Annotated in this window: 12 protein-coding genes; 4 read left to right on the forward strand and 8 right to left on the reverse strand. The window is 73.2% G+C overall.

Annotation, left to right across the window (positions count from 1 at the left end; all coding sequences use genetic code 11):
* Window positions 1-31: 31 nt before the first annotated feature.
* Both JNB62_RS09400 and JNB62_RS09405 read right to left on the reverse strand, forming a co-directional pair.
* Window positions 32-1,120, reverse strand: a complete 1,089-nt coding sequence (locus JNB62_RS09400) for a VIT1/CCC1 transporter family protein (RefSeq protein WP_220300624.1) — start codon at window positions 1,118-1,120, stop codon at window positions 32-34.
* A 112-nt stretch (window positions 1,121-1,232) separates the two neighbouring features.
* On the reverse strand, window positions 1,233-3,077 hold the full coding sequence (locus tag JNB62_RS09405; protein WP_222855935.1) for a DEAD/DEAH box helicase: 1,845 nt from the start codon (window positions 3,075-3,077) through the stop codon (window positions 1,233-1,235).
* 180 nt (window positions 3,078-3,257) lie between these two features.
* Between JNB62_RS09405 and JNB62_RS09410 the strand changes: the two genes are divergently transcribed.
* Complete coding sequence (locus JNB62_RS09410) at window positions 3,258-4,118, forward strand: SGNH/GDSL hydrolase family protein (RefSeq protein WP_220300625.1); 861 nt, start codon at window positions 3,258-3,260, stop codon at window positions 4,116-4,118.
* A gap of 3 nt (window positions 4,119-4,121) precedes the next feature.
* Window positions 4,122-4,811 (forward strand): SDR family oxidoreductase, encoded by a 690-nt coding sequence (locus JNB62_RS09415; RefSeq protein ID WP_220300626.1) that lies wholly within the window; start codon window positions 4,122-4,124, stop codon window positions 4,809-4,811.
* A 21-nt stretch (window positions 4,812-4,832) separates the two neighbouring features.
* Here JNB62_RS09415 and JNB62_RS09420 read toward each other — a convergent pair whose 3' ends face one another.
* Complete coding sequence (locus tag JNB62_RS09420) at window positions 4,833-5,633, reverse strand: TrmH family RNA methyltransferase (RefSeq protein ID WP_220300627.1); 801 nt, start codon at window positions 5,631-5,633, stop codon at window positions 4,833-4,835.
* A 26-nt stretch (window positions 5,634-5,659) separates the two neighbouring features.
* Window positions 5,660-6,388, reverse strand: coding sequence for a class I SAM-dependent methyltransferase (locus JNB62_RS09425; protein WP_220300628.1), 729 nt, complete (start codon window positions 6,386-6,388; stop codon window positions 5,660-5,662).
* 128 nt (window positions 6,389-6,516) lie between these two features.
* Here JNB62_RS09425 and JNB62_RS09430 point away from each other — a divergent pair, with 128 nt between their 5' ends.
* Window positions 6,517-7,371, forward strand: coding sequence for a Sir2 family NAD-dependent protein deacetylase (locus tag JNB62_RS09430; RefSeq protein ID WP_220300629.1), 855 nt, complete (start codon window positions 6,517-6,519; stop codon window positions 7,369-7,371).
* A gap of 44 nt (window positions 7,372-7,415) precedes the next feature.
* Window positions 7,416-8,021, forward strand: coding sequence for a histidine phosphatase family protein (locus tag JNB62_RS09435; RefSeq protein ID WP_220300630.1), 606 nt, complete (start codon window positions 7,416-7,418; stop codon window positions 8,019-8,021).
* 26 nt (window positions 8,022-8,047) lie between these two features.
* On the opposite strand, the gene JNB62_RS09440 is transcribed toward JNB62_RS09435, so the two are convergent.
* Genes JNB62_RS09440 through JNB62_RS09455 form a run of 4 tightly spaced genes read right to left on the reverse strand, consistent with a single transcriptional unit; the run spans window position 8,048 to window position 12,492 of the window.
* A complete protein-coding gene (locus tag JNB62_RS09440) occupies window positions 8,048-8,857 on the reverse strand; it encodes an HpcH/HpaI aldolase/citrate lyase family protein (protein ID WP_220300631.1) in 810 nt (269 codons plus the stop codon).
* A complete protein-coding gene (locus tag JNB62_RS09445; protein WP_220300632.1) occupies window positions 8,854-9,357 on the reverse strand; it encodes a MaoC family dehydratase in 504 nt (167 codons plus the stop codon). The genes JNB62_RS09440 and JNB62_RS09445 overlap by 4 nt, the downstream gene beginning before the upstream one ends.
* A gap of 4 nt (window positions 9,358-9,361) precedes the next feature.
* A complete protein-coding gene (locus JNB62_RS09450) occupies window positions 9,362-10,519 on the reverse strand; it encodes an acyl-CoA dehydrogenase family protein (RefSeq protein WP_220300633.1) in 1,158 nt (385 codons plus the stop codon).
* A complete protein-coding gene (locus tag JNB62_RS09455; protein WP_220300634.1) occupies window positions 10,519-12,492 on the reverse strand; it encodes an acetyl/propionyl/methylcrotonyl-CoA carboxylase subunit alpha in 1,974 nt (657 codons plus the stop codon). Before JNB62_RS09455 ends, JNB62_RS09450 begins: the two co-directional genes overlap by 1 nt.
* Window positions 12,493-12,497 lie beyond the last annotated feature (5 nt).

The following is a 12,497-nucleotide window of genomic DNA, read 5'->3' on the forward strand; positions in this document are numbered from 1 at the left end:
CGTTCAACGAATCGCGCGCACCCCGGGCGCGTCAGCCCATCGACACGCCGAACAGCAGGCCGAGCACGTACGTGACGGCCGCGGCCCCGAAGCCGATCGCGAGCTGACGAAGCGCTCGACGCAGCGGAGGGGCGCCCGAGAGCAGCCCTACGGCCGCGCCCGTCGAGAGGAGGGCGACGCCGACCAGTGCGAGCGCCAGGACGATCGCGGCGAGACCCGACAGACCGAAGATCCACGGCAGCACCGGGATGATCGCGCCGGACGCGAAGAACAGGAAGCTCGACAGGGCCGCTCCCCACGAGCTTCCGACGACCTCGCCGTGGTCGACGAGGTCGATCGGACCGCTGTCGGCCCGCCCGCGGCCGAGCGCCTGCGCCTGTTCCACGACACGGCGGGCGCGCGCGGCGGCCTCGGCCTCGGGCATCCCCCGGGTCCGGTAGACCAGCGCGAGCTCGTTCGCGTCGATGTCGAGGTGCGGCAGCGCGCTGTCGGCGAAGTCGCTGGGCTCGGTCGCCGCGAGCAGCTCGCGCTGCGAACGGACCGACACGAACTCGCCCGCGCCCATCGACAGAGCGCCCGCGAGTAGGCCTGCGATGCCGCTGAACAGCACGAACTGGCTGCTGACGCCGGTCGCGCCGATGCCCATGACGAGCGCGAGGTTGGACACCAGACCGTCGTTGGCGCCGAACACCGCGGCGCGGAAGGTGCCCGAGAGGCGGCGGCGACCCCGTGCCGCCAGCCCGCGCACCACCTCGTGGTGCACCTTCTCGTCGGCGGCCATCCCCTGCGTCGCGAACGGCTCGTCGTCGTACGGCGAACGTGCCTCGGCGTTCTGCGCGAGCGCGAGCACGAAGATCGACCCGAAGCTCTTCGCCATCGTGCCCAGCAGGCTCGTGCGCACATCGGGCCGTGGGAGTCTGGCCGGCTCGCCGCCCAGCAGCTCCAGCCAGTGGGCTTCGTGCCGGCCCTCGGCCTCGGCGAGCGCCAGCAGGATCTGCCGCTCCTCCCCCTCGCGGCGGCCGGCGAGCTCGCGGTACACGCGCGCCTCCGCGCGCTCGTTCACGAGGTACTGCGCCCAGCGGCGGCGATCACGTTCGGTCGGTGCGGCGGGCGCGCTCACTCGGGCCTCCAGGTCAGGATTCGGGACCCGTCAACGGTAGTCAGTGCGCGCAGCCGAACCCGCCCCACAACCGAGGATTGCCAGCATTTCGGGGTTCCGAACCGGCCGTCCGTCACGAGTGGACGCGCTTGCGCAGCACCTCGATGCGGGCCTGCAGCTGCGCGACCGTCGCGTGCGACACCGCCGGCCCGCCGCAGATGCGGCGTAGCTCGGCGTGGACGAGACCGTGCGGCTCGCCGGACTGGCGCGCGTACAGCCCCACGAGGCTGTTGAGGAGCTGGCGCTGCTCTTTCAGCGTGCGGTGCAGCGCCTGCGGGAGGGCGGGCTCCGCATCGGGCGCCTTCGCGCGCTCCTGCGCCTCGCGGGCTGACCGATGGCGCGACTGCCGAGACACGCGCGACATCAGCACCTCGTGCACCTGGTCGGGCTCGAGGAGGCCCGGGATGCCGAGGAACTCCTCCTCCTCGGGCGTGCCGGGCACGGCGAGCTGCCCGAACTCCTTGCCGTCGAACAGCACGCGGTCGAAATGGGCGAGCGAGCCGAGCGCCTGGTAGGTGAACTCCTGCTCGAGCGCATCGGACGCCTTGTCCTCGCGCTCGGCGGCGTCCATGAGGTCTTCTTCGGCGTTCCACTCGTCGTCGCCGTCTGAGTCGCGGTCCAGCGCGTGGTCGCGCTGCACCTCCATCTCGTTCGCCAGGGCGAGCAGCTGCGGCACGTTCGGCAGGAAGACGCTCGCCGTCTCGCCGCGTCGGCGTGCTCGCACGAAGCGGCCGATGGCCTGCGCGAAGAACAGGGGCGTCGACGCGCTCGTGGCGTACACGCCGACCGCGAGGCGGGGGACGTCGACGCCCTCCGACACCATGCGCACCGCGACCATCCACCGCGTCGTCGCCTTCGAGAACTCCTCGATGCGGCTGGAGGCCTCGGCCTCATCCGAGAGGACGACCGTCGGCGCCTCCCCCGTCACCTCGTGCAGGATCGCGGCATAGGCGCGCGCGGCGGTCTGGTCGGTGGCGATCACCAGGCCGCCGGCATCCGGAACGTGCTCGCGCACCTCGGTGAGGCGCCGGTCCGCCGAGCGCAGCACCGCGGGAATCCAGTCGCCCTCGGGGTCGAGGGCGGTGCGCCACGCCTGCGCCGTGATGTCCTTCGTGTTGTCCTGCCCGAGCTGGGCCTCCATCTCGTCGCCGGTCTTGGTGCGCCAGCGCATCTGGCCGGCGTAGACCATGAACAGCACCGGCCGCACCACGCCGTCCTCGAGCGCACGCCGGTAGCCGTAGGCGTAATCGGTGCGCGAGACCCGGATGCCCTTGGCATCAGGGTGGTACTCGACGAACGGGATGGGCGCGGTGTCGCTGCGGAAGGGCGTGCCGCTCAGCAGCAGGCGGCGCGTCGCGCGGGAGTAGGCCTCGCGCAGCGCGTCGCCCCAGCTGAGCGCGTCGCCGCCGTGGTGCACCTCGTCGAGGATCACGAGCGTCTTCGCATCCATCGTGAGGCGCTGGTGCACGGAGGCCTTCACCGCGACCTGCGCGTACGTCACCGCGACCCCGTGGTACTGCCGTGCGGGGGCGTAGTGCCGGTTGCTGAAGGCGGGATCGAGACGGATGCCGACACGCGCCGCGGCATCGGCCCACTGGATCTTCAGATGCTCGGTGGGCGCCACCACCACGATCCGGTTGACGATGCGGCGGCGCAGCAGCTCGCTCGCCAGGCGCAGGGCGAAGGTCGTCTTGCCGGCGCCGGGCGTGGCGGCCGCGAGGAAGTCGCGGGGGCCACCGCCGGGGCCGTCCGGCCCGTCGAGCGAGAAGTACAGGTCGAGCGCCTCGGCCTGCCAGGCACGCAGGCGCTGGGCGGTGCCCCACGGCGCGCGCTGCGGATACGTCGGGCTCAGGTGCTCGGCGGCGAAGGAGCCGATGTGGGGCTCGCCCGCCGTGGCGTCCGGCCGGTCTTCGAGCAGGGGTGCGGCGGCGGTTTCGTCGGTCACCGAACACCCCTTCCCCCGTTGACAACGAGTCACCACGATAAACGACGTGGACGACATCGAGGGTCCGGACGCCCCGGGTCGCGGCATCCGATCGCCACCCGCCCGGCCCGCGATAGCCTGACTGTCGGTCACAAGCCGAGGAGGACGCGAAACATGCCCGCACGCGAGGATCACCGGAGTCCCTACGTCCCGAACGCCGAGCCGCACCCCTGGCGCCGGTACGTCGCCCTGGGCGACTCCTTCACCGAGGGCGTCGGCGACCCGGAGCCCTCAGCGCCGAACGGGCTGCGCGGCTGGGCCGACCGCGTCGCCGAGGTGCTGTCGGAGCAGGTCGAGGACTTCGCGTACGCGAACCTCGCGATCCGCGGGCGCCTCATCGCCCAGATCGTCGAGGAGCAGGTCGAGCCGGCGATCGCGCTGAAGCCCGACCTCGTGACCTTCTCGGCCGGCGGCAACGACGTGATCCGCCCGAACGGCGACCCCGACAACGTCGCGCAGCTCTTCGAGGACGCCGTCGTGCGCCTGTCGCGGGGCGGGGCGACCGTCGTCGTGTTCACCGGCATCGACACCGCGTTCACCCCGGTGTTCCGCGGCATCCGCGGCAAGGTCGCGATCTACAACGAGAACATCCGGGCCATCGCCGACAAGTACGACTGCATCGTGGCCGACCAGTGGGCGCTCAAAGAGGTGCAGGACATGCGCTTCTTCGACGACGACCGGCTGCACTACAACGCCCTCGGGCACCACGAGGTGGCCCGGATGGTGCTGCGCGCGCTCAACGTGCCCAACGACCTGCAGCCGATGCAGCCCGATCCGCTTCCGATGCGCACGTGGCGCGAGGCGCGCGCCGTCGACCTGGTGTGGGCGCGCGAGTACCTGGTGCCGTGGGTGCTGCGGCGCCTGCGCCACCAGTCGTCGGGCGACGCCATATCGCCCAAGCGTCCCGACCCGCTCCCGGTCACGACGCTGGCGCCGGGACGCGATGCCACGGCCCAGCGCGGAGAGCAGGTCTGACCCGTGGCGACGCACCTCATCACCGGCGCCGGCTCGGGCATCGGTGCGGCGCTGGCCGAGAAGCTCTCCGAGCGCGGCGACGACCTCTGGCTGCTCGTGCGCGACGCGGGACGGGCGGCGCAGCTGCGCGAGCGGTTCCCCGGCGCCCAGACGCTCGTGGGCGACCTGGCCGACCCCGCCCGGCTGTCGTGGGCGTTCAGCCACCAGAGCCTGCCCGCACAGCTTGACTCGGTCGTGCACGTCGCCGGCATCGTCGAGCTCGGCCCCGTGGCCGAGACGCCGGTCGCCACGTGGCAGCAGCAGCTCAACGTCAACGCCGTCGCGCCCGCAGAGCTCACGCGGCTCATGCTGCCCGCGCTGCGGACGGCGCGCGGGCACGTCGTGTTCGTGAACTCGGGCGCCGGGCTGCGCGTGAGTCCGGAATGGGGCTCGTACGCGGCGAGCAAGTTCGCCGTCCGGGCGATCGCCGACGCGCTGCGCGAGGAGGAGCGCGCGCACGGGGTGCGGGTGACGACCGTCTACCCCGGCCGCACCGCCACTCCCATGCAGGAGAAGGTGCACCAGCAGGAGGGCGCAGCGTACGACGCGGCACGCTGGATCGACCCCGCCTCCGTCGCGACGACCATCCTCGCCGCGCTCGACCTGCCGCGCGACGCGGAGCTCACCGAGCTGACCGTCCGCCCGGGCGCCTGAGCACGCACGCCCACGGCAGTGTCAACGGCTGCGCAGCTCCCACAGCGCGACGGCGCTCGCCGCGGCGACGTTGAGCGAATCGACGCCGCCGGCCATCGGGATCGTCACCACCGCGTCGGCGGCTGCGAGCGCCCGTCGCGAGAGGCCGTCGCCCTCGGCGCCGAGCATGAGCGCGACGCGCTCGGGTCGCCGGGCGCTGAACACGTCGAGCGGAACCGCACCCTCCGCGAGCGCGAGCGCCGCCAGCTGGAAGCCCGACTCGTGCAGCACGCCGCGCGCCTGCGACCACTCCGGCAGCCGCGTCCAGGGCACCTGGAACACCGTCCCCATGCTCACGCGCACGCTGCGGCGGTACAGCGGGTCGGCGCAGCGCGGGCTGACCAGCACGGCATCGGCGCCGAGCCCGGCGGCGGCACGGAAGATGGCGCCCACGTTGGTGTGATCGACGATGTCTTCGAGCACGACCACCAGCCGCGCATCTGCGACGACATCGGCCACCGACGGCAGGGCGGGCCGGTGCATCGCCGCGAGCGCGCCCCGGTGCACGGCGTACCCGGTGAGCGACTCGGCGATCTCCGGCGTCACCACGTACACCGGCGTGGCGGCATCCACGAGGCCCTCGATGTCGGCCAGCCACTTCTGCTGCACGAGGACCGACCGCGGGCGGTGGCCCGCGGCGAGCGCGCGGGCGATCACCTTCGCCGACTCGGCGATGTACAGCCCGCCCTCGGGCTCGAGCACTCTTCGCAGCGCGACGTCCGTGAGGTCTCGGTAGTCGGACAGGCGTTCGTCTGAGGCGTCGGTGATCTGCAGGACGGGCACGCCCCATGGTCCCACGCCGGTGGAGGTCAGCCCGCGAGTCCGACGACGGCCCAGGCGCGCGCGGTGATCGAGAACGCCCCGTCGCCCAGGTCGTCGCGCAGCGCCCGCTCCAGGCGCGCGACCGCCGGCTCGTCGAGCGTCGCGACGTACCGTCCCGCAGGTCCGACGCCGCCGAGGAACGGCCGCCACCAGTCGTCGAAGTCGCGGAAGGCGACGGTGCATCCGACGACCGCCTGCGTCACGTCATGAAGCCCGGCCCGCTCGAAGATGTCGACGAGCTGGCCCTCGGAGGCGCCGTTCAGCCCCGACTCGGTGCGCACGTCGGGGTCGAGAGCACTCGCCACCCGCCAGAACGACGACAGCGGACCGCTCCCCCCGCCGTGATCCCACACGCACGCGCTCACGCGACCGCCCGGCGTCGTGACACGCGCCATCTCGGCGACGCCGCGCACGGGATCCGACATGAAGTGCACGACGAGCTGCGCGAGCGCCGCGCCGAACGCGGCGTCCGCGAACGGCAGATCCTCCGCGCCCGCCACGCGCACATCCGCCCCGGGGCAGGCCTCGGCTGTCGCCGCGACGAACACCGGCTCGGGGTCGACCGCGGCGAGCATCGCGGCGCCGCGCCGGCGGGCGAGCTCGAGCGTCAGCATCCCCGGTCCGCAGCCCACGTCCAGCACGCGCGCCGTCTGCGGCACGCCGTCGAGACCGAGGTCGGCGAACTCCACCGCCAACGGTGTCGAGAACCGTCCCATGAACGCTGCGTAGCCTTGTGCGCTCACCCCGCCGAAGCCGCCCACGGGCCCATCCTGGCACGCACGGGCCCCCGCCGTAACATGCCCGAAAACCGCGGGGCCTACACTCGACCCGAAGGGGGTGCACCGTGACCACGATCGCGACCGATCTCGACGCGAAGACGACGGATGCCGTCGCCGCCGCGGTCTCGGAGCTGGCCGGCCGTCGCCTCGCGGTGCTGACCGGGGCAGGCGTCTCGACCGACTCGGGCATCCCCGACTACCGCGGAGAGGGCGCGCCCGTGCGCACGCCGATGACCGCCGAGCAGTTCATGTCGAGCGAGAGCGCGCGCCGCCGCTACTGGGTGGGCAGCCACCTCGGCTGGAAGGCGTTCGCCGCCGCCGATCCCAACCCGGGTCACCGCGCCATCGCAGCCCTGGAGGAGCGCGGGCTCGCGACGGGCGTCGTGACCCAGAACGTCGACGGCCTGCACGTGCGCGCCGGCAGCCGCCGGGTCGTCGAACTCCACGGCACGATGCGTCGCGTGTTCTGCACGCACTGCGGCCAGGTGTTCGACCGGCGCGATCTGGCGCGTCGCGTCGAGGCCGACAATCCGTGGATCCGCATCCCCGCCGACGTGCCGCTCGGTCCGGACGGCGACGTCCTGCCCGAGACCACCGAGGGCTTCGTGATCCCCGAGTGCACGGTGTGCGGCGGCGTGCTCAAGCCCGACGTCGTGTTCTTCGGCGAGTTCATCCCGGCGGCGAAGTTCCGCGAGGCCGAGCAGCTCGTGCACACGAGCCAGGCGCTCGTGATCGCGGGGTCGTCCCTCGTGGTCAACTCCGGAATCCGCCTCCTGGAGCGCGCGCGGCGACGGCGCCTGCCGGTCGTGATCGTCAACCGCGGCGCGACGCGCGCCGACTCGCGTGCCACCGTCAAGATCGACGCCGGCACGAGCGAGGTGCTGCAGGCGTTCGCCGACGCTCTTCCGCCGCTCGCCTGACCGGTTCGGAGCGTGCGTTCACCCCACGCCGGTAGGGTCGAACGGTGACCGCACTGACCCTGATCCGCCACGGCGAGACCGATTGGAACCTCGAACGACGCATCCAGGGTTCGACGGACATCCCGCTGAACGACACCGGCCGGGCGCAGGCCCGCGCGGCCGCCGACGAGCTCGCCGTCGAGTTCGAGCGCCTCGGCGTCACGCCGATCGTGGTGTCGAGCGATCTGGCGCGGGCACACGAGACGGCGCGGATCATCGCCGCCGTCCTCGACGCCGACGCTCCGATCCTGTACCCGCAGCTGCGCGAACGCCGCTACGGCGCGGCCGAGGGGATGCTGGTCGCGGACTACCGCGCACGCCACGGCGATCCCGGGCTGCCGGCCGAGGGCGAGGAGGAGCGCGCCCTGCTGCGGGCGCGCGGCGTCGACGCGCTGCGCCGCATCGCCCGCGACGTGCGCCGCGCGACGGCTCCGACCGGCGTGCCTGTCATCGCCGTGTCGCACGGAGGCTTCATCGGCGAGCTCATCCGGCACGCGAGCGGCGACACGCTGCCCCTCGTCGGCGAGCGGATCGGCAACGCGTCGGCTCACCGCTTCGTCGTCGAGCGCGACAGCCTGCGTCTGCTGTCGTACACGGCCATCGCGGCCTAGCCCTCACGGCGGCGGGTGGAGACCCGTCAGCCGCTGGCGCGCGACAGCACGCGCCGCGCATGGCGCAGCACCGGCTCGTCCACCATCACGCCGTCGTACGAGAACACCCCGCGCTCGCCTGCCGCCGCGGCCAGCACGGCATGCGCCCACGACACCGACTTCTCGTCGGGCCGGTAGGCGGCACGGATGACCGGCACCTGCGACGGGTGGATGCAGGCGGTGGCGCGAAAGCCGGATGCCGCGGCATCCGCCGCCTCGACGGCCAGGCGCTTCGTGTCGTCGATGTCGAGGTGGACGGCGTCGATGGCCGCCTTGTCGCGGGCGCCGGCGGCCAGGAGCACGCGCGAGCGCGCGTAGCGCGCGATGTCGCGGTACCGGCCGTTCGGCTTGCGGCTGGAGGTGCCGCCGAGCGAGGCGACCAGGTCCTCGGCCCCCCACATGAGCGCGACGACGTTGTCGAGCGCCGCCAGGCGATCGGCCTGCGCCACGCCCTTGGCGGTCTCGCACAGCGCGATCACCTCGAACCGGGGATCGAGCCGCCCGATGCGCTTGGGCGACTGCGCCTTGGCGACCATGATGCGCCGGTAGTCGGTCTGCGACAGGGTCGACAGGTCGGCCGCGAACGCCTCGGTCTCGGGCGGGTTGACCCGCACGATGACGCGGTCCGGGTCGAGCTCGGACTCGATGAGATGCCCGCGCGCGGCGGCCTTGTGCGCGGGGGCCACGGCGTCTTCGAGGTCGAGGATGACGGCATCCGCCCTCTCCATCGCCTTCGCGTACCGCTCGGGACGGTCCGCGGGGCAGAACAGCAGCGCGGGGCCGAGGTCGAAGCTCACGGCGTCTCCTCCGGGGTGTCGGGGGTGCACCACATGAGCGCGGTGCGGGTGGCGAGCGCGACGACCTCGCCGTGCTGGTTGCGTCCGGTGTGCCGCAGCGTCACGATGCCCTGGCCCGGCCGCGACGACGACAGGCGCTTGGCCGTCACCTCGGTCTCGGTGTAGAGCGTGTCTCCGTGGAACAGCGGGGCGGGGAACGAGACGTCGGTGAGGCCGAGCTGGGCGACGAGGGTGCCCTGCGTGATCTGCGACACCGAGGCGCCGACCATCGTGGCGAGCGTCCACATCGAGTTCATGAGGCGCTGGCCGAACGGCTGCCCGGCGGCGAACGCCGCGTCCAGGTGCAGTGCCTGCGTGTTCATCGTCAGCGACGAGAACAGCACGTTGTCGGCCTCCGTCGCCGTGCGCCCGGGACGATGGAGGTAGCGCGCGCCCACCTCCAGCTCGTCGTAGTACAGCCCTCTCTGGACGTGCTCGCTGGGGCGGTCGGGGTCGGTCACGGTGTCACGCTACCCCGAGGGCCCGGGCGATCACGAGCAGCTGCACCTCGCTCGTGCCCTCGCCGATCTCGAGGATCTTCGAGTCGCGGTAGTGGCGGGCCACCGGGTACTCGTTCATGAAGCCGTTGCCGCCGAACACCTGCGTCGCGTCGCGCGCGTTGTCCATCGCCGCGTCGCTCGCGGTCAGCTTCGCCATCGCCGCCTGCGTCTTGAAGGGCTTGCCCGCATCGCGCAGACGCGCGGCGTGGTGCCACGCGAGCCGCGCCACGTGCACGCGCTGCTGCATGCGTGCCAGGAGGAACTGGATGCCCTGCCGCGTCGCCAGCGGCTCGCCGAACACCGTGCGCTTGCGTGCGTAGTCGACGGCGGCTTCGAGGCATCCTTCCGCCGCACCGGTCGACAGCGCCGCGATCGCGATGCGGCCCTCGTCGAGGATGTGGAGGAAGTTCGCGAAGCCGCGGCCCCGCTCGCCGAGGAGGTTCCCCTCGGGGACGCGCGCGTCCTGGAACGTCAGCGGGTGCGTGTCGGACGCGTGCCATCCGACCTTGTCGTACGCGGGCTCGACGGTGAAGCCGGGCGTTCCGTTCGGCACGACGATCGTCGAGATCTCTTTGCGTCCGCCGGACTCGCCGGTCACGGCCGTCACGGTGACGAAGCGTGTGATGTCGGTGCCGGAGTTGGTGATGAACTGCTTCGACCCGTTGATCACCCATTCCCCGCCGTCCAGGCGCGCGGTCGTGCGCGTGGCGCCGGCGTCCGAGCCCGCCTCGGGCTCCGTGAGCCCGAACCCCGCGAGCGCCTCTCCCGCCAGCAGCGGCGGCAGCAGCTCGTGCTTCTGGTCCTCGCTGCCGAAGCGGAACACCGGCATCGCGCCCAGGCTGACCCCAGCCTCGAGTGTGATCGCCAGAGACTGGTCGACGCGGCCGAGCGCCTCGATCGCGAGGCACAGCGCGAAGTAGTCGCCGCCCTGGCCGCCGTACTCCTCGGGGAACGGCAGGCCGAACAGCCCCAGCTCGCCCATCTGCGCCACCACGTCCAGCGGCAGCGTGTGGGTGCGGTCGGCCTCGTACGAGCGCGGTGCGACGACCTCGTCGGCGAACTGGCGCACCAGGCCGGCGAGCTCGCGCTCGTCGTCGGTGATGTCGTAGTCGTAATCGGGCATCAGTCGTCCTCCTTGACGTGTGCGAGCACCTGGTCGCGGCGCACCTGGTCGCCCACGGCGACGTCGACGCGCACGGTCCCGGCGTGGGGCGCGGTCACGGGGTGCTCCATCTTCATCGCCTCGATCGTCGCGATGCGCTCGCCGGCGGCGACCGTCGCGCCGTCCGCCACGTGGACCGCGACGACAGCGCCCGGCATGGGAGCGCGCAGTTCGGGATCGGATGCCGCCGCCCCGCGCTCTCGGGCAGCGCGGCGCAGCTCGGCGGCGGCGCGGCGGCTGAGCGGGCGCAGCGCGGTGGTCACGCCGTCGGCGTGGACCCACAGGATGCCGTCGTCCGCGGTCGCGGCGACGACGCCGTCCGACAGGGCGCGCCCGACCGTGCGCGCGCTCCCCCGCCGTGCGCCGACCGACACGATGGGTCCGGGCTCGGCCGCCGCCGCCACGACGATGCGGCCGTCGCCGCTCTCGAACGCCGCCGTGACCGGCGCGGCCGGGCCGCCCGCGCGCCAGCCCGAGCGCGCCGACCACAGGCCGGACGCGTGCGACGGACGCGCGGCGGCGGTGGCGGCATCCCGATCCGTCACCACACGCGCCGCGGCCGCGAGGGCCGCCGCGGGCGGCTCCGGCGCCGTGTACGGCGGCAGCCGCTCGATGAGGCCGGTGTCCATGTCGCCGCCGCGCACACCGTCGTCGGCGAGGAGCGTGCGCAGGAACCCGATGTTGGTGTCGACCCCCAGGACGACGGTGTCGGCGAGCGCGGCGTCCAGCCGCTGCAGCGCGGCGGTGCGGTCCGGAGCATGAGCGATGACCTTCGCGATCATCGGGTCGTAGTCGGCGGTGACGGTGCTTCCGGTCTCGACCGCGCCGTCCGTGCGCACGCCCTCGGCGGCGCGCCACACCAGCACCTCGCCGGTCGCCGGGAGGAACCCCCGCTCGGGCGACTCGGCGTAGACGCGGGCCTCGATCGCGTGGCCCGCGAGCCGCACGTCGCTCTGGGCGATCGAGAGCGGCTCGGCGGCGGCGATGCGCAGCTGCTGCTCGACGAGGTCGATGCCGGTCACCAGCTCGGTCACCGGGTGCTCGACCTGCAGGCGCGTGTTCATCTCGATGAAGAAGAACTCGTCGGGCCGGTCGGCGGCGACGAGGAACTCCACGGTGCCTGCCCCGCGGTAGTCGACGGAGGCCGCCGCCGCGCACGCGGCCGCTCCCAGGCGCTCACGCGTGGCGGCGTCGACGACCGGCGACGGCGCCTCTTCGACCACCTTCTGGTGCCGCCGCTGCAGCGTGCACTCGCGCTCGCCGAGGTGGATGACCCCGCCGTGGGCGTCGGCCAGCACCTGCACCTCGATGTGCCGCGGACGTTCGATGAGCCGCTCCAGCAGCAGCGTGTCGTCGCCGAACGCCGCCGCCGCCACGCGCCGGGCCGTGGTGAGCGCGTCAGGCAGCTCCGCGGCGGACCTCACGACCTGCATGCCCTTGCCGCCGCCGCCCGCCGAGGGCTTCACCAGGAGCGGGTAGCCGGTGGCCTCGGCCGACGCCGCGATGTCGGCATCCGTCATCCCGGCCGCGCTGAAACCGGGCACGGTCGGCACGCCGTGACCGCCGACGTGGTCCTTCGCACGGATCTTGTCGCCCATCACCTCGAGCGCGCGTTCCCCGGGTCCGATGAACACGATGCCGGCGGCGGCGCACGCCCGCGCGAACGCGACGTTCTCGGAGAGGAACCCGTAGCCGGGATGCACGGCCTGCGCGCCGGTCTCGACCGCCGCGGCGACGACCGCGTCTATGTCGAGGTACGAGTGCGCCGCGGCGGCGGGTCCGATGCGCACGGCGACGTCGGCCTCGCGCACGTGCGGAGCGGACGCGTCGGCGTCGCTGTAGACGGCGACCGAGCGGATGCCGAGGCGCCGGAGCGTCCGGATCACGCGGCGTGCGATCTCGCCGCGGTTGGCGACGAGGACGGTGTCGAACATCTCGC

This window comes from Microbacterium jejuense (assembly GCF_019511665.1).
In the GTDB taxonomy this organism is placed as follows: Bacteria; Actinomycetota; Actinomycetes; order Actinomycetales; family Microbacteriaceae; genus Microbacterium; species Microbacterium jejuense_A.

Excerpts from the sequence above, each read along its gene's own strand:
- JNB62_RS09410 (WP_220300625.1), top strand. The coding sequence starts at position 3,258 with ATGCCCGCACGCGAGGATCACCGGAGTCCCTACGTCCCGAACGCCGAG.
- JNB62_RS09425 (WP_220300628.1), bottom strand. The coding sequence starts at position 6,388 with ATGGGACGGTTCTCGACACCGTTGGCGGTGGAGTTCGCCGACCTCGGT.
- JNB62_RS09450 (WP_220300633.1), bottom strand. The coding sequence starts at position 10,519 with ATGCCCGATTACGACTACGACATCACCGACGACGAGCGCGAGCTCGCC.
- JNB62_RS09455 (WP_220300634.1), bottom strand. The coding sequence starts at position 12,492 with ATGTTCGACACCGTCCTCGTCGCCAACCGCGGCGAGATCGCACGCCGC.